This window comes from Martinezella sp. CNPSo 3964 (assembly GCF_057784375.1).
On record NZ_JBXSOW010000021.1, the window covers coordinates 1 to 16,247 of the forward strand.

Annotated in this window: 18 protein-coding genes; 7 read left to right on the forward strand and 11 right to left on the reverse strand. The window is 60.7% G+C overall.

The genetic code is table 11. The features are described from left to right. Nucleotides 1-75 precede the first annotated feature (75 nt). Genes AC13Q5_RS34375 through AC13Q5_RS34385 form a run of 3 tightly spaced genes read right to left on the reverse strand, consistent with a single transcriptional unit; the run spans nt 76 to nt 1,794 of the window. Nucleotides 76-879 (reverse strand): anti-sigma factor family protein, encoded by an 804-nt coding sequence (locus AC13Q5_RS34375; RefSeq protein ID WP_075850850.1) that lies wholly within the window; start codon nt 877-879, stop codon nt 76-78. After that, nucleotides 876-1,430, reverse strand: a complete 555-nt coding sequence (locus tag AC13Q5_RS34380; RefSeq protein WP_075850849.1) for an RNA polymerase sigma factor — start codon at nt 1,428-1,430, stop codon at nt 876-878. Before AC13Q5_RS34380 ends, AC13Q5_RS34375 begins: the two co-directional genes overlap by 4 nt. Continuing rightward, entirely contained in the window at nt 1,414-1,794 is a 381-nt protein-coding gene (locus tag AC13Q5_RS34385; protein ID WP_075850848.1) for a COG4315 family predicted lipoprotein, read from the reverse strand. Before AC13Q5_RS34385 ends, AC13Q5_RS34380 begins: the two co-directional genes overlap by 17 nt. 152 nt (nt 1,795-1,946) lie before the next feature. On the opposite strand from AC13Q5_RS34385, the gene AC13Q5_RS34390 reads away from it, so the two are divergent. Together AC13Q5_RS34390 and AC13Q5_RS34395 are read left to right on the forward strand one after the other, a co-directional pair. Next, a complete protein-coding gene (locus tag AC13Q5_RS34390) occupies nt 1,947-3,074 on the forward strand; it encodes an ATP-dependent DNA helicase (RefSeq protein ID WP_075851839.1) in 1,128 nt (375 codons plus the stop codon). A gap of 187 nt (nt 3,075-3,261) precedes the next feature. Beyond that, on the forward strand, nt 3,262-4,014 hold the full coding sequence (locus AC13Q5_RS34395) for a pyridoxine 5'-phosphate synthase (RefSeq protein WP_075850847.1): 753 nt from the start codon (nt 3,262-3,264) through the stop codon (nt 4,012-4,014). 263 nt (nt 4,015-4,277) lie between these two features. Here the strand turns inward: AC13Q5_RS34395 and AC13Q5_RS34400 are convergent, their stop codons facing one another. Then, the gene (locus AC13Q5_RS34400; protein WP_075850846.1) at nt 4,278-5,165 is read right to left on the reverse strand and encodes an SDR family oxidoreductase; all 888 of its coding nucleotides are present in this window, start codon (nt 5,163-5,165) and stop codon (nt 4,278-4,280) included. Between the two features lie 136 nt (nt 5,166-5,301). Here AC13Q5_RS34400 and AC13Q5_RS34405 point away from each other — a divergent pair, with 136 nt between their 5' ends. Together AC13Q5_RS34405 and AC13Q5_RS34410 are read left to right on the forward strand one after the other, a co-directional pair. Further along, the gene (locus AC13Q5_RS34405) at nt 5,302-5,718 is read left to right on the forward strand and encodes a winged helix-turn-helix transcriptional regulator (protein WP_075850845.1); all 417 of its coding nucleotides are present in this window, start codon (nt 5,302-5,304) and stop codon (nt 5,716-5,718) included. Nucleotides 5,719-5,728: 10 nt separating this feature from the next. After that, nucleotides 5,729-6,976, forward strand: a complete 1,248-nt coding sequence (locus tag AC13Q5_RS34410) for an FAD-dependent oxidoreductase (protein WP_075850844.1) — start codon at nt 5,729-5,731, stop codon at nt 6,974-6,976. A 90-nt stretch (nt 6,977-7,066) separates the two neighbouring features. On the opposite strand, the gene AC13Q5_RS34415 is transcribed toward AC13Q5_RS34410, so the two are convergent. The 5 genes from AC13Q5_RS34415 to AC13Q5_RS34435 form a co-directional block, all read right to left on the reverse strand. Continuing rightward, nucleotides 7,067-8,293 (reverse strand): MFS transporter, encoded by a 1,227-nt coding sequence (locus tag AC13Q5_RS34415; RefSeq protein ID WP_075850843.1) that lies wholly within the window; start codon nt 8,291-8,293, stop codon nt 7,067-7,069. A 49-nt stretch (nt 8,294-8,342) separates the two neighbouring features. Next, nucleotides 8,343-8,960: a TetR/AcrR family transcriptional regulator gene (locus AC13Q5_RS34420; protein ID WP_075850842.1), complete on the reverse strand. Its 618-nt coding sequence runs from the start codon at nt 8,958-8,960 to the stop codon at nt 8,343-8,345. A 90-nt stretch (nt 8,961-9,050) separates the two neighbouring features. Beyond that, entirely contained in the window at nt 9,051-9,557 is a 507-nt protein-coding gene (locus AC13Q5_RS34425) for a GNAT family N-acetyltransferase (protein ID WP_075850841.1), read from the reverse strand. An 83-nt stretch (nt 9,558-9,640) separates the two neighbouring features. Further along, a complete protein-coding gene (locus AC13Q5_RS34430; protein WP_488504871.1) occupies nt 9,641-10,570 on the reverse strand; it encodes a bifunctional helix-turn-helix transcriptional regulator/GNAT family N-acetyltransferase in 930 nt (309 codons plus the stop codon). A gap of 71 nt (nt 10,571-10,641) precedes the next feature. Further along, nucleotides 10,642-11,361 (reverse strand): aspartate/glutamate racemase family protein, encoded by a 720-nt coding sequence (locus tag AC13Q5_RS34435; RefSeq protein WP_457881790.1) that lies wholly within the window; start codon nt 11,359-11,361, stop codon nt 10,642-10,644. Nucleotides 11,362-11,522: 161 nt separating this feature from the next. Here AC13Q5_RS34435 and AC13Q5_RS34440 point away from each other — a divergent pair, with 161 nt between their 5' ends. Continuing rightward, complete coding sequence (locus AC13Q5_RS34440) at nt 11,523-11,987, forward strand: Lrp/AsnC family transcriptional regulator (protein WP_075850838.1); 465 nt, start codon at nt 11,523-11,525, stop codon at nt 11,985-11,987. Between the two features lie 107 nt (nt 11,988-12,094). Continuing rightward, nucleotides 12,095-13,357, forward strand: a complete 1,263-nt coding sequence (locus AC13Q5_RS34445; RefSeq protein ID WP_488504873.1) for an NAD(P)/FAD-dependent oxidoreductase — start codon at nt 12,095-12,097, stop codon at nt 13,355-13,357. Nucleotides 13,358-13,398: 41 nt separating this feature from the next. Here AC13Q5_RS34445 and AC13Q5_RS34450 read toward each other — a convergent pair whose 3' ends face one another. Further along, nucleotides 13,399-14,442, reverse strand: coding sequence for an NAD(P)-dependent alcohol dehydrogenase (locus tag AC13Q5_RS34450; RefSeq protein WP_488504874.1), 1,044 nt, complete (start codon nt 14,440-14,442; stop codon nt 13,399-13,401). A gap of 200 nt (nt 14,443-14,642) precedes the next feature. Here AC13Q5_RS34450 and AC13Q5_RS34455 point away from each other — a divergent pair, with 200 nt between their 5' ends. Further along, nucleotides 14,643-15,551, forward strand: coding sequence for an AraC family transcriptional regulator (locus AC13Q5_RS34455; protein WP_488504875.1), 909 nt, complete (start codon nt 14,643-14,645; stop codon nt 15,549-15,551). Nucleotides 15,552-15,574: 23 nt separating this feature from the next. Here the strand turns inward: AC13Q5_RS34455 and AC13Q5_RS34460 are convergent, their stop codons facing one another. Then, on the reverse strand, nt 15,575-16,072 hold the full coding sequence (locus AC13Q5_RS34460) for a hypothetical protein (protein WP_488504876.1): 498 nt from the start codon (nt 16,070-16,072) through the stop codon (nt 15,575-15,577). Between the last annotated feature and the right edge of the window lie 175 nt (nt 16,073-16,247).

Genomic DNA, 16,247 nt, shown 5'->3' on the forward strand with positions numbered 1-16,247 from the left:
CAAAGGGCCGTCTCGAACCACGAGAGCGGGTGGCTGCCCCCTATCTAAATGTCCTATGCAAGTGTCCCGTCGGCGTCAGGACGAAAATTGCTTGTAGCATTCGTCCGCCACCTGCCGCAGCATGTCGCGCGAAATCTCGCCTGTCACGGCATAGCCGAGGTCGCCGTCGATCCAGTAGAAGGTCTCGACGGCATTGTCGCTGGCGAAGCGGAAGCTGGTCGTGGTGTTGCCGCTATTGCGCCCCACCAGCACGGTCAGGCGTTGACCGCTGGCATTTTCATACATGAACAGGGCGCCGGGAGTCCCGTTGACAGGCAGCAGTCGGCCGCCGACCAGCTGAAAGCCGAGCTTTTGCAGGCTCGGCACCTTGAGGCCGGCGACATTCATGCGCTTGCCGAGCCAGGTGGCGAGATGCGCTTCCTGATCCGCGCCGACCTCGACGGGATGGCGGACATCGCTGGCGTAGACGATGAAGGCCGAATGCGCCTGCTGCGGCAGGGCTTCGATCGAGGTTAGCTGCAGTTCGCGTGGTGCTAAGAGATCGGGACCGAAATGACCGGCCGCCGCGCCCGCGATGAAGAGCGCCAGCGAGGCGGCGAGCATCATCAGCCTGTGACTCCGCCGTGGCTGTATCGTCTCGGTAGAAGGTGTGCGTCTGCTTTTGGAAATCAGATCGGCGTCGTGGTCCTTTGACACTGCGTAGGAAGAGAACATGGCCCGGATGTCATTGTTCTGAGCCTGCCACGCAGCCACGGAAGCAGCCTCGTCGGGATTTTCGGCCAGCCATGCCTGCAATTCCACCTGTTTTTCCGGCGGCAGAAGGCCATCGGCAAAGGCGTGAAGGTCCGCTTCGGTAACGGTTGGTTTGCGTTCGTTCATTTTGGTCTCCGAAGCGTGACAACATTGTCTGCGTTCAGCAGGCTGGTCATCTTCTGGCGCGCGCGCGACAGGCGCGACATGACCGTGCCGATCGGGATATCGAGCATGTCGGCGACATCCTGATAGCTGTAGCCTTCGACGATGACGAGCATCAGCACCGCGCGATACTCTTCGCCGAGGCTGTTCAGCGCCGTCTCCAGATGGGATCGCCGCAGCGGGTCGTTGTCGGTTTCGGCCGCAGGCAGATGGCTGTTGTCATCGATATCGACGAAACTGCGGCCGCCCTGCTGGCGCCGCTCGTTGCGGTAAAGATTGGTCATGATGGTGAGGATCCAGCCGCGCAGGTTTAGCCCGCGCCATTGGCTGCGCCGGGTCAAAACCTTCTCGACACAATCCTGAAGCAGGTCCTCGCCGTCGGCATCCGAGCGGGTGAGGCTGCGCGAATAGCGTCGCAACGAGGGGAGGAGCGCCAGCACCTCCGCCTCGAAGCTATCGGGCGCGGGGGAGGTTCCCGCCACGCCCTTTCCGTTCTCATCAGGGCTTCGCGACATCCCAGACGCCCTTGAAGCCGTCGCCGGCGATGTCACCGGACTTTGCGTCCTTGACGAAGAAGTAGAGCGGCATGCCGTCCTTTGCCCACTGTTTCATCCCGTCCTTGCGGGTAATGATCGAATATGCACCCTCGGCCTTGGCTTTGCTATCGGCCATGAAGGGTGGCCAGGCTTTCTCGCAATCGCCGTTGCAGTTGGACACGCCAGCCTTGTCGTTCTTGAAGGTGTAGAGGGTCTTGCCGTTTTCGCCGGCGAGCACCTTGCCCTTGGCGCTTTCGACCGTCTTGACGGGTGCTGCAGCGAAGGCGGCTGTGGCAAAGGCCGATGCCGCAGCGAGCGTGGCCAGGAAACTCAGGGTCTTCATGATGTCTCTCCTCGGGTGGGTGAACGATGGTCGTCCAGGCCTCGCATTTTGCGTTGCCGGACATGAGACACGGCTGCCCGGGATTTTATTCCCAGCTCGCCGGGTATTTTTTACTGCTTGCTTCCATCGGCCGAATCCTGCCAATTCGGCGCATGCAATTCGCGCCGCAACAAGATGAAGCGCTCCAGGCCGTCGCCAAGTGGCTGAAGGAAGGGCGTTCGCCGCTGTTCCGTCTGTTCGGTTATGCCGGTACGGGCAAGACGACGCTTGCGCGGCATTTTGCCGAGCATGTGGACGGCGATGTGCTGTTTGCGGCGTTTACCGGCAAGGCGGCGCAGGTGCTGCGTTCGCGCGGCGCCTCGAATGCCAAGACCATCCATTCGCTGATCTACCGGCCGCGCGGCGAGGAAGCCGTCGAGGACGAGGAGACGGGCAAGACGTCGATCGCGCCGATGTTTACCATCAACCGCCAGAGCCCGGTCGCCAAGGCTGCGCTCATCATCGTCGACGAATGCTCGATGGTGGACGAAGCGCTCGGCAAGGATCTGATGAGTTTTGGCACGCCCATTCTGGTGCTTGGCGATCCCGGTCAGCTTCCGCCCGTTTCCGGCGGCGGCTTCTTCACCAACGAGGAGCCGGATTATCTGCTGACGGACATTCATCGCCAGGCCCGCGACAACCCGATCATCCAGCTCGCCATGCAGGTGCGCGAGGGCAAGGAGATCATGCACGGCGACTATGGCACCGCGCAGGTGATCTCGAAGAACGAGGTCACGCAGCCGCTGGTGATGGAGGCCGATCAGGTGCTGGTAGGCACCAACCGGACACGGCGGCGCTACAATCAGCGTCTGCGCGAGCTTAAAGGATTTACGGCCGAGTATCCGCAATCTGGTGACAAGCTGGTCTGCCTGCGCAACGACCCCGCCAAGGGGCTGCTCAACGGCTCGCTCTGGCAGGTCATGACGTCTTCCAGAGAAACGACGAAGCCGGGCATCAATCTTTTGATCCGCCCGGAAGACGACGACATGGACCGCGGCGCCGCGAAGATCAAGCTGCTGAAACAGGCCTTCGAGGATGTCGAGGGTGAGATCCCGTGGTCGACCCGCAAGCGCTATGACGAGTTCGACTACGGCTATGCGCTGACGGTGCACAAGGCGCAGGGTTCGCAGTGGAATAATGTCGTGCTGTTCGACGAGAGCTGGGCATTTCGCGATACGCGCGAGCGCTGGCTCTATACGGCCATTACCCGCGCCGCTGAGACGCTGACGATCGTCCGATAGGGCGGCGTTCGCGGTCATAAATATCCGCAAAAGGACGTTGCTGCCGATGCGTCACCACCTGGTGATGCGGCTTTGTCGTGCCCATCAAAGTTTTGCATGGGTTGATGTCGGAATCTCGTTGGTTTTGCTGGGCATAATGGCATAGAACGGCTGATATCAGCCGCTTTGAAAATCAGGGATTTCGATTATGCCCGCCAAGCTTTCCGTGAACCTCAACGCCATCGCGATGCTGCGCAACCGGCGTGATCTTCCCTGGCCGAGCGTCATCGGGCTTGGCCGCATCGCACTGGCCGCCGGCGCCAGCGGTCTGACGGTTCATCCGCGCCCCGATCAGCGGCATGTCCGCTTTTCCGATCTGCCCGATATCCGCGCCCTGATCGATGACGAGTTTCCCGAAGCGGAGTTCAATATCGAAGGCTATCCGAGCGACGAGTTCTTCGATCTTTGCGCCGCCGCCGAGCCGGAGCAGGTGACGCTTGTGCCCGACGACCCCGCGCAGGCGACCTCGGATCACGGCTGGGGTTTTCGCAATAACCGCGAACTGCTGGTCGACGTTGTCGCCAAGTACAAGAAGATCGGCTGCCGCGTATCGCTGTTTGCCGATGGCGACGGCGATGCAGACGCCGTGAAGATTGCCAGGGAGGTCGGTGCCGATCGCATCGAGCTCTATACCGGCCCCTATGGCGGCTGCTACGACGATCCGCAGAAGGCTGCCGTCATTCTGGAGGCGCTTGGCAAGACCGCCGATGCCGCCTTCGCCAACGGGCTTGACGTCAATGCCGGCCACGACCTGACCGTTGCCAATCTGCCGGCACTGCTGAGGCGTATTCCGAAGCTTGCGGAGACTTCGATCGGCCATGGGTTGACCGCCGATGCGCTGGAATATGGCATGGTCGAAACGGTGAGGCGGTTCCGCCGGGCTTGCGGGCAGGTAGTTTGAACGGAAGGGGTTGGGGTGGTCTGGCGCGCTGGTTTTTGCCGCGCCGTCTTGCCTGCCCCCTCATCCTAGCCTTCTCCGCGCCCCTTCGACAAGCTCAGGACGCGGAGAAGGGACGACAGCGCAAACTGGCGATCGCATCATTCGGTGAGAGTTTGCGGATGATGCCTCAAAACTCCCTCGCCCCGCAATGCGGGGAGAGGGTTGGGGTGAGGGGCCATGCTTGAAGGCGAGACAAAGCAAGTCTTGCCTGACCTTCCCAAACCTCAGCCAGCCAATACAGCCTTGTGTTCCTCGAAGAAGCTGCGCAGCGTCTGTGGCTCCTTGCCGGTCAGCTTGTTGAAGTCGTTGGTGAGGATATCGAATTTGCCGGCGCGGGTGTTGGCGTCGGCGGAGACGAGCATGTCGACCACGAAGGGCGGCAGGCCGGCGCCGGCAAGGCCAGCGGCGAACTGTTCGTCGTTTACTTGAACGACCTCAAGCGGGCGGCCGGTGATCTTGCTGACAACGCTTGCGACATCCTCGATGGTGACGGCGGTCGAGCCGGTCAGCGTGTAGGTGGCGCTTTCCGTCGTGTCGGAAGCCAGGGCAGCGGCGATCGCGAGTGCGCAATCTTCGCGGCTGATATTGCTGACGCGGCCGCCACCGGTCGCGGTGTACCACTTGCCGATTTCGAGGCTGTGCGGCAGGCCGTGCAGGAAGTTGTCGAAATACCAGGCGTCGCGCAGAATCGTGTAGCCGATGCCGCTTGCCTTGATGGCGTTTTCGGTGCCGAGGTGGTCCGGCGCAAAGCTGACCAGCGAACCTTCGGGGGCCGGCATGGACGTATAGAGAATATGTTTGACGCCAGCCTTCTTGGCGGCCTCCACAGCAGCGGTCTGCTGCTTCAGGCGCTGGCCGGGAACGGCGAGCGCATCGGTGCTGATGATCAGCAGGCGATCGACGCCGGCAAAGGCGGCGGTCAGGCCGGCGGCATCGTCGAAATCGGCCTTGCGGGTAACGACGCCCTTGGCGGCGAGGTCGGAAAGCTTTTCGGGGCTGCGCGTGGCGGCAATGATGCGGCCGGGAGCGACCTTGTATGTCTCCAGCAGGTGATGGATGACGCGCTGGCCAAGCTGACCGGCGGCGCCGGTGACGAGAAGAGTGCTGCTCATATCTTTTTCCTTGTTTGACCGCCGCGGATTGCAGGGGTTTGTCGCTCTCAAAAAGAGACCAGCTCTACATTGGTGTTTGACTTCGACCTGTAAAGGAGGCAGTTTTTTGGCTCTACGTTACCAAAAGGGAACCGCCTTGAGCACCAGCACTGTCGTCAATCTGCGCAACACGAAGGTACCGTTGCGTGCCGTCGATATCAGCAAGGTTACGTTTACGGATTGCCCGGTGCGGGATCTGGTCTCGCAGATCGGCGGCAAATGGTCGGTGCTTTTGCTGGAAGCTCTGGCGCAGCGGCCCTATCGTTTTGGCGAGCTGCGCCGCATGGTGCCGGATATCTCCCAGCGCATGCTGACACAGACGCTGCGGGAACTTCAGCGCGATGGTTATATCGGTCGGGAGGTTTTCCCGACAAAGCCGCCGAGCGTCGAATACCGCATGACGGATCTCGGCTATTCGCTCTACGAGCCGCTGGCACAGCTTCTGAACTGGGCCGAGGCCAATCACGAGGCCGTGCGGGCCGCGCGTACCCGTTTCGATCAATCGCCGGATTGAGCTGCCCATCGTGAAGCCTTTGAAGATCGCCATCGTCGGCGCCGGGCCTGCCGGGCTTGCCGCTTCTCTCTTTCTTTCCCGTGCTGGGCACACGACCGATATCATCGAAAGATTCAATAGCCCGGCCCCCGTCGGCTCGGCGCTCATGCTACAGCCGACCGGATTGACCGTGCTGGAATCGCTTGGGCTCGGTCCGGCCATCCATGCCGCTGGCAACCGCATCGACCGCTTGTTCGGTACGGAAACCACCCACGGCCGCATCGTTCTTGATGTGCGCTACAATGCGCTGCCGGGTGGGCGTTATGGGCTTGGCGTCCATCGCGCGGCTCTGTTCGATACCCTTTATGATGAGGTCTCCGCACGGCGACACCCGATCCATATCGGGCAGCGGGTCATCGGTGTGATGGAGGAGGGCGGTGAAAGCTATCTCTCCATCGAAGGGGGAGAGCGCCTCGGACCTTACGATCTCGTCATCGACGCCAGTGGCGCGCGCTCGGAGCTGGTAGCAGCCTCGCCCGTTGCGCCACGTGCACGCAACCTCGTCTACGGTGCCTTCTGGGCGACGCTCGATTGTCCGGACGGATTGGTGGATCAGGCGGCGCTGACGCAGCGTTATGACAGGGCGAGCGTGATGATCGGCGTCTTGCCGATCGGCAGCAGAAGGCCGGATTTGCCGAAACAGGCCGCTTTGTTCTGGAGCTTGAAAGTGGCGGATGCGGACGAGGTGCGCAAGCGCGGGCTCGATTGCTGGAAGCAGACGATCCGCGGCTACTGGCCGGAATGCGAGCCCTTGCTGGAGCAGATCACCGATTGGGAGCAGTTGACGCTAGCGCGTTATGCCCATCGCACCGTGATGATGCCTTATAGCGGGCGAACTGTTTTCGTCGGCGATGCGGCGCATTCCACCAGCCCGCAGCTCGGGCAGGGTGCCAACATGGCTCTGCTGGATGTCGCGGCGCTGGCACATGCGCTTGCCGGCCATGACACGATTGAAGCTGCACTTGGTGCCTATGCGAAAGCCCGGCGGATGCATGTGCGGCTGTTCCAGCTGCTGTCTGCCGCTTTCACGCCCTTTTACCAATCGGATTCGGCGGCATTGGCCTGGATTCGGGACCGGCTGGTCGCCACCATCGCGAAGGTGCCGCCGGCGCCGCAGATCTTGGCGGGCATCGTTTCCGGCACGCTGGTCGATCCGTTTCATGGCGCAGGCTTGCGGGAATGTGACTGGCTGCGGCTGGCCGTGCCGCAGCCGTCCTGATCAGTTCTAGCGTTCGAACCTTTCCGCTTTTCTTCGAATCGCGAAAATGTTCTATCCTTTTGTTTTTACGCCATTCCGGACGGAAAACCGCTACGCACTTTTCCTGGAATTGCGTTCGGTCAGGAAGGCAAGCAGCGCGATGACCGGGAAAGCTACACCAATCCAGGAGGCCAGGTTCCAGCCTCCGGTCGCATAAGCCCAGCCGCCGAGCGCCGAACCGAGGGCGCCACCGGCAAAGAAGGTCGCCATGTAGAGCCCGTTGAGACGGCTGCGATGTTCGGCGCTGAGCGCGAAGATCGAGCGTTGTCCGAGCACGAGATTCGTCTGAACGCCGAAGTCAAGCATGATGCCTGACAGCGTGAGCGTAGCCAGTGCCAGCAGCGAGCCGCCGCCGGAAAAGTGACCGATCAGGAAGGCAACGATCGCAATTACCAGCGCAAAGGCGGTCGCAGGCCTCGTCCAGCCGCGATCGGCTACACGTCCGGCAATCGGGGATGCGACCGCGCCGGCTGCGCCGGCAAGCGCGAAAAGGGCGATGCCGTTCTGTGTCAGGCCGAAGGCCGGGCTCGCCAGCAGTAGCGGCGTCGTCGTCCAGAAGAGGCTGAAGGCGCCGAACATGCAGGCCTGATAGAGCGCGCGTCGCTGCAGGACCGGCGTATGGAGCGCGAGGTGACCCATGGAGGACAGCAACTGTCCGTAGTGCAGCTTCGTATGTGGCACGCGGGTCGGCAGGACGAGGCGCAGGATGACGATCAGCCCGATCATGATGCCGGAGGAGATGATGTAGACCGCGTGCCAGGACAGAAGCTCGGACAAGAAGCTCGCCGCCGGGCGGGCGAGCATGATGCCGACGAGCAGGCCGCTCATGACGTTGCCGACGACGGCACCGCGGCTGGCATCAGGCGCCATGTGCGCCGCGAAGGGAACCAGAACCTGCACGGCGACGGAAGCAAGGCCGATACAGAGCGAAGCGAGCAGGAACAGCGACGGCGACCAGGCAAAAGCGGCGCCGACCAGTGCGATGGCGGAAAGCGCAACCAGTGTCAGCACCAGCCTGCGGTTTTCCAAAAGGTCGCCGAGCGGCACGATCAGCAAGAGTCCGAGGCCGTAGCCGATCTGGGTCAGCGTGACGATGAGGCCTGTTGCGGCGGGGGTGAAGCCGAGCGACTGGCTGATAGGGCCGGCGAGCGGCTGGCCATAATAGAGATTGGCGGCCACCAGCCCGCAGGCGGCGGCGAACATGAAGGTCAGCAGCGGCGAAATGGTCTTTTCAGGGAGCGGCGTGCTCTCCCGTCTGGCGGCGGCAGTTGCGGGCATGTCTTGTCCTCGGTGCGGGCAGGGGGGCTCCCCAAAATTTCGATGAAAATCAGTTCAGCAGTTTCATGGCCGTCTCGGCGACGGCGAGCATATGTTCGGCTTTACGGCCGGTCTTGCCAATTACACGCATGCCTTTTGTCAGGGCCAGCAGGGCACAGGCGGTGCTTTCAGGGTCGACATGCTTCGCCACGGAACCATCGGAATGACCCAGGCGAATGAGATCCAGAATGCGCTTCTCGTCGAAATCGAAGGCCACGCCGACGCGGTTTGCGACCTCTTCGTCAAAAAGTGCAAGCTCGGTCGCGCTGCCGACCACGAGGCAACCCCGGCGACCGATCTCGCCGCACGATGCTTCAGCAAAGAACCTCGCCAATGTCCGCAGTTTTTCATGAGCATTTGGCGCTTCGGCAAGGGCTTCGTCGATCAGGCGCTGCCGTACGTGGCGATAGCGATCGAAAGCAGCAAGGAACACGCCGCGCTTGTCGCCGAAGGCTTTGTAGACGCTGCCGGCGGTCAGTCCCATGGCCTCGGTCAATTCGCTGATCGAGGCGGCATAATAGCCCCGCTCGGAAAAGACGCGCAGTGCTTCGTCAAGCGCGGAATCCATGTCGAATTCCCGTGGCCGGCCGCGAAGCTTTGGTGCGATGTCGAGAGCGTTTGTCGTCATGACACTCTTTTAGGAAATGATCGTTTCCAAATCAAGTGAATTTTTGCGATGCAACAAAGTTAACGACAAAATCGGCTGGTCACCGATTGGCTATTCCTGGAATCGTGCCATGTAGATGGCATCGAGGTAGCGTCCGTCTATGCGAACGGATTTGCGGGCAAAGCCCTCGCGGACGAAGCCGACTTTCTCATAAAGCGCGATGGCTCTGTCATTGTCGGCATGCACGCTAAGCTCGACGCGTTCTATTCCCACATTGCGCGCTGCCTGCAGCGTTGCGTCTATCAGGCGACGTCCCAGTCCCTGGCCGCGATAGGCGGGGATGATGCCCATGCCGAGCCTGCCGGTGTGGGCATGGGACGGAAACGTATGGCGGCTGATATCGCACCATCCGACCACCTTGCTATCGGCCAGCGCGACGAATTGCGGATTGCCCTTTTCGATCATGCCGAGGACGAAGGCGCGCGTGTCTTCCAGCGGTGGGGCTTCGAGGAGCGATAGATATTTCCACTCGCGCGCGACGGTATCGAGCGCTGCGCGGAAATCCTCGATATACTCGTCGGCAATGGGCTCTATCCGGATTTCGATGTTTGCGGCCATGTCGATGTCTCGATGCAAATCAGGGGTGCATGGAGAATAGAAGTGAAGCCGCAGCGTGTCCATGGACCTCGCGACTAGCCTGTTTAGAGATCGAGCACCCAGGTCTGGCCGTTCAGTTCCGGGCCGAACATGCGATGCCTTTCCTCCGCCGCAAGCTTGAAGCCCGCCTTGATGTAGATTGCCCGCGCCGTATCGAGAATATCGTTGGTCCAAAGCGATAGCTTTTTGTAGCCGGCGTCACGCGAGAAGCGGATGCATTCGTCGACCAGCAACTTGCCGAGGCCGAGGCCGCGTGCGGCCTTGTCGACATAGAGCAGCCTGAGCTTGGCGATGCCGTCGCCGCCATCGGCGATCATGGCGGAGCCGACATTCAGGCCGCCTCGCTCGGCGATCCAGCACCGATCCTTCTCAGGATTGAAATTGGACAGGAATTTGCCGGCGACTTCGGCGACCAGTCCTTCGAAGCGATCGTCCCAGCCGAATTCCTCGGTGTAGAAACGTGCCTGGCTTTGCACGATCCAGCCGATGTCGCCGGAACGATGGTTGCGGATAATGGCAGGAGCGACAGTTGTTTCATCGGCGCCGAGCGTATCCTGGATCGTCCGCATCGCTGCCACGACCCGTTCCGGTTCGCCGATTGCGAGCTTTTCGAAATAGCCGGCGATCTGCGCGCGCGAGCGGCGGACGAATTCCTCGAACTGCGCCTGTCCCTTTTCGGTGACTTTTATGACCTGGCTGCGCGCGTCGCTCGGATCCGGCGTCGTCTCGATCAGCCCATCCTCGCGGAAGCGTTTGACGATGCGGCTGAGATAGGCGGGATCGAGATGGAGGTCGCGCGTCAGGGCCGAAGCGGCAACGCCGCCGCGAAATCCGACTTCGAACAGCACGCGCACATCCGTCAAAGTGTAGGGGCTGTCGAGATAGGCCTTGTTCAGGACACCGAGAAAATTCGTGTAGAACCGGTTGAAGTCGCGGACGGCATCGATGGTCGTGAATTCGGCAGCAGGGGGCATGACATCGTCTCCTCAAATATAGAAGACGATGTCCATTATTTATTGGACTCAGTCAAGTAAATTGATCGAGATCAGGCAGCGCAGCTGCTATGGGCCTTTTCATCCGCAAGGGCGAAGTCGACGGCTGCTTCCGCATGGATCGTTGTGGTGTCGAAGCCGGGCAGGATCAGCGCCTTCGGATCGAGGATAAGGCAGATCTCGGTGCAGCCGAGAATGACGCTGTCGGCGCCTTCGGCCTTGGCGCGCTCGATGATGCTGTTCAGCTTCCGGCGGGATTCGTCCTTGATGATGCCGGCACAGAGCTCGTTGAAGATGATGTCATGCGTTACCGTGCGATCCTCGGAACCGGGAACCATGATGGAGACGCCGTTTTCAGCCATGCGCTCGGCATAGAAGCCGTGTTCCATCGTATAGCGCGTCGCGAGCAGCAGCGGCTTGACCCGGCCCGCGGCCTTCAGCGCCGCCGCGGTTTCATCGATGATATGGATGAGCGGCGCGGAAACACGTTCGGCAACCTGGGGCGCGATCAGGTGCATGGTGTTGGTGCAGATCAGCACGCATTCGGCACCGGCCCTTTGCAGGCGTTCCGCCGCATCGGCGAGCCGATCGGCGGCATCGTTCCAGCGTCCGGCCTTCTGCAGGGCGACGATTTCTTCGAAATTGACGGAGTACATGACCATTTCAGCGGAGGAGAGGCCTCCCAGACGCTCGCGAACCATCTCATTGATCAGGCGATAATAGACTGCCGAACTCTCGAAACTCATGCCGCCAATCAGGCCAATGGTGCGCATAATGCTGTTCTCCGCTCCTTAGATGTGAATGGAGAAATAGTGCTGCGATTCATGCGCGATGTGTTTGCATTTTTCGAAGCTTATCAGGATTTCTCTGCAAGAGTTTGCGCATTTTTCGATTTATGTGCAAAATAACGGCGCATAGATGGGGATTACCGCACATGCTGGACGAACGTGACCGAAAGATTCTCGAAATTTTGCAGGCGGATGCTGGCATATCCGTCACGGAACTTGCCGATCGCGTCGCCTTGTCGGTCTCGGCCTGTTCGCGCCGCATCCAGCGTCTTGAGGAAAGCGGGCATATCGCCCGGCGCATCGTCGTGCTCGACCGTGAAAAGATGGGGGTGCCGACGACGGTCTATGCGATGATCAAGACCGCGCATCACGCCGACGAGTGGATCGAAGCTTTTCGCAAGGCGATCGGCGATATTCCCGAAATCGTGGAAGCGCACCGGCTGACTGGCAATTACGATTATATTCTGAAGATCGTATTGCCGCGCGTCGAGCATTATGACGTCATCTATAAGATGCTGGTGCGCAAGATCGAGCTATTCGATGTCTCGGCGTCGATTTCGATGGAAGAGCTGAAAAGCGGCGCCTTTGTGCCTGTCGACTATGCAAAGTAGGTATAACGGCGGGTGACGGCTGCACAGGTGCCATGCAGAAAAGATGGTTGCTGCTGATGCGTCTCAACCCTACGTTTTCAGGCGAAACCTAGATATGAGGTGTTGCCATGCAGGATCATCACGTTGTTGTCGTCGGGGGCGGTTTCGGTGGAGTGCAGTGCGCCAACGATCTGAAAGGCGCTCCTGTTCGCATCACGATGATCGACCGGCGCAATCACCATCTGTTTCAGCCGCTTCTCTATCAGGTCGCAACGACCTTGCTCGCAACCTCCGAAATCGCCTGGCCGATCCGTAACTTCTTCAGGGATAGGCCCGAAGTGACGACGTTGCTTGCCGAAGTCATCGGTGTCGACAGCGTGGCGCATGAGGTGCTGCTGAAAAACGGTCAGAAGATCTCTTACGATACGCTGGTGTTGGCGACCGGTGCCACCCATGCCTATTTCGGCCATGATGAATGGGAGCCGGTGGCGCCGGGATTGAAGACGCTCGAGGACGCGACGACCATTCGCCGTCGCCTACTTCTGGCCTTCGAACAGGCGGAGCTGGAAACGGATCCGGCCGTCCGCGAGGCGTTGCTGACTTTCGTGATCGTCGGCGCCGGTCCGACGGGCGTGGAACTTGCCGGCATCATCTCGGAACTGGCGCGGACGACATTGCCCAGGGAATTCCGCAACATCGACACCCGCAAGGCAAAGATCCTGCTCGTGGAGGCCGGTCCGCGGGTGCTGCCGGCTTTTGCCCAGGAACTCTCCGACTACGCGCAAAAGGAACTCGAGCTGCTGGGCGTCGAGGTTCGTTTCGGCAAACCCGTCACCTCATGCTCGACGGAAGGTGTTACGATCGGCGATACATTCGTGCCGTGCCGCACCATCGTCTGGGCGGCGGGTGTAGAGGCATCGCCGGCCGCGAAATGGCTTGGCATTCCTGCCGATCGAGCCGGCCGTGCCATCGTTGACAGGGACCTGAGGGCGCCGGGCCAGGAGGACATCTTCATTATCGGAGACACCGCCGCCGTCATGCGTGACGATGGCAGCCCCGTGCCGGGGATCGCGCCGGCCGCAAAGCAACAGGGCGCCTACGTTGCCAAGGTGATCAAGGCGAAACTTGCTGGCAAGGCTGCACCGGGGCCGTTCCACTATCGGCATCAGGGCAGCCTCGCGACGATCGGCAAGAGTGCGGCGATCATCGATTTCGGCTGGCTGAAGCTGAAGGGATGGCTTGCCTGGTGGGTATGGGGCCTAGCCCACATCTACTTCCTGATCGGCGTGCGCTGGCGTATCGCTGTCGCCTGGAGCTGGCTGTGGATCTACATCAGCCGGCAGCACAGCGCCCGGCTGATCACGCAAAGGGAAAGCATACGCGAGGAATAATTGCGAGGGCGGCGTCCGTATCGGACGCCGCCCTTTTCAAATTAGGCCAGCGAGGCGATGTCGATGACGAAGCGATAGCGAACGTCGCTCTTCAGCACGCGCTCATAGGCTTCGTTGATCTCCTGGATGCTAATCTTCTCGATCTCTGCGACGATGTTGTGTTCGCCGCAGAAGTCGAGCATCTCCTGCGTTTCCTTGATCGAGCCGATCATGGAACCGGAAAGGCTGCGACGGCCGGGGATCAGCGAGAAGGCATGAACCGGAACGGCATGTTCGGGAACGCCGACCAGCACCATGCTGCCGTCATACTTCAGCAGGTTGAGATAGGCGTTCCAGTCGATGGCGGTGCCGACCGTGTTGATGATCAGGTCGAAGGTGCCTGCGAGCTTGGTGAAGGTCTCGGCATCGCTGGTCGCGTAGTAGTCCTTTGCGCCCAGCTTGAAGCCGTCTTCCTTCTTCGACAGCGTCTGGCTGAGAACCGTCACATCGGCGCCCATGGCATTCGCCAGCTGGACGCCCATGTGGCCGAGGCCGCCCATGCCGACGATTGCAACCTTCTTGCCGGGGCCGGCCTTCCAGTGACGCAGCGGCGAATAGAGCGTGATGCCGGCGCAAAGCAGCGGCGCGCCCGCATCGAGCGGAATGTTGTCGGGGAAGGAGAGGACATAGCCTTCCTTGACGACGATCGAGTCGGAATAGCCGCCGAAGGTCGGCGTCTTGCCGTCGGCTTCGACGTCGTTATAGGTCTGGACGAGGCCCGGCATGTAATGCTCGTAGTCCAGGTCGCGCGTGGCGCAGGTCGTGCAGGAATCGACGAAGCAGCCGACGCCGACGCGGTCGCCGACCTTGAACTTCGACACCTTCGAGCCGACAGCGGTTACAACGCCAGCGACTTCGTGGCCAGGAACCATCGGATATTTCGAAAAGCCCCATTCGTTGCGGGCCTGGTGGATGTCGGAATGGCAGACACCGCAATATTGAACGGAGATGACGACGTCATCATCGTTCGGTTCGCGGCGTTCGAAGGTGAAGGGGACGAGCGGCTTGGACGCGTCGGTTGCGGCATAACCCTTTGCGATAGGCATGGGAGTTTCCTTGAATTTTTGGACGGGTTGGGAGTGGAATTGAGACGCTGCACTATGCATCGGGACCCGGCTGCAGCGTTAGAGCGATCCTGCAAGCTTTGTGTACGATCCTGCGAATCTAATTATGCGGTCGCCCTTTCGCTGCTGGGGTAGGTTACCTAGATAAGCCTCGATATCTACTCGAAAACAGTTGGTTGTGCATGACCCTGCCTTTCAATCCCAACCAGGAACTCGCCTCCATCGTTGCCCGTTTCGCCACCGGGGACGGAGAGCATCGCACCGCCATCGAGGGCCTGAACCTGTACAGACAGTCGGCTGTCACCGTGTGGCAACATGGCGCCTATCGGCCCTCCTATGCGGTTGTCGTCCAGGGCCGCAAGAGCCTGACGGTCGGGACCGATACCTACCATTACGGTGTCGGCGAATATATTCTGACCGCGCTTGACCTGCCGGTATCGACGCAGGTCACCAATGTCCGCAGCGAGACCCCCTATCTCTGTTTCTCGATGGTGCTCGAAAGCGAACGGCTGAATGAGCTGCTGTCGCGGGTCAATATTCCCCGCCAGGCAATGACGGCGGAACCGATGCGCGGGCTTGCCGTCAATGCCGCATCTCCGGAACTGCTTGATGCTTCGCTGCGGCTGCTCAGATTGCTTGACCGACCGGATGATATTCCGGCGATGGCGCCGTTGATCGAGCAGGAGATTCTCTATCGCCTGCTGACCGGACCGAACGGCCCTCGGCTGCTGCAGGTTGCCATGGCCGAGAGCCAAAGCAACAGGGTGGCGCGTGCTGTTGCCTGGATACGCGGCAATTTCACCCAGTCGCTCCGCATCGAGGATCTGGCCGAGCGTGTCGGCATGAGCGTTTCATCGCTGCACCATCATTTCAAGGCGGTGACGGCCATGTCGCCTATGCAATATCAGAAGCAGCTCCGGCTCCATGAAGCGCGGCGGCTGATGATCGTCGAGCAACTCGATGTCGGATCGGCCGGCCATCGCGTCGGCTATCAGAGCCCCTCGCAGTTCAGCCGCGAATACAGCCGCCTTTATGGTCTCCCTCCTCTGAGGGACGTCGAGGCGATGCGCAGCGCTGTGGCTGCAGAATAGCCGTCTTCACGCGTGACCTTCGATCAACTGATTGGGGCGCTGCAGTCACTGCCATTCCAGATGTAGCTGGGAGTGGCACCCTGCGATCCCCATAGGCCTTCGAAGCGGTGATAACCAGCGGCGAAGTGGATCGTCAGAGACCCCATTCCATATTTGTCGAACCAACGCAGTGTGCGCTGCCTGCCGTCAGACGCCCCAACTTCGGACAATGATCCGACCGTCGTCGTTCCATCGTCATCGAAGCGATAAGTCCCCGAGATGTGACCTTGTCCGTCGACCCGAAGCGAAGTTTCGACATCGACCAACTTGTCGCCAGAGAGAAGTTTGCCGCAATAGCGTCCTGCGGGTCCGGGGACTGTTTTTGCCGTCGAGTGGGCCGAGGCGGACAGGGCAAGCAGGCCTATCGCCATGCCGATCCCCGAGATACGGACAAGCATGCGTTGCTTGCTTTCGGCCATTCTGACGCTGGATGGCGTCAGAATGGTTGGTATATCGAGAGGCAACGATCGTTCGACTTTCATCGGGAGGCTCCAGCGCGACAGCGGATAGGCGCAAGCTCTAGCTGGCATGAGCCTGCCCTGACAAGCGCTCTCTTTTTGGCGCAGTGCAGCAACGAATTCCGCTTGACGGCTGCATCGACCTCCTGCATAAAGCGCCACGAACCGTACCGTACGGTACGCATTTGGGAGTAGCCAT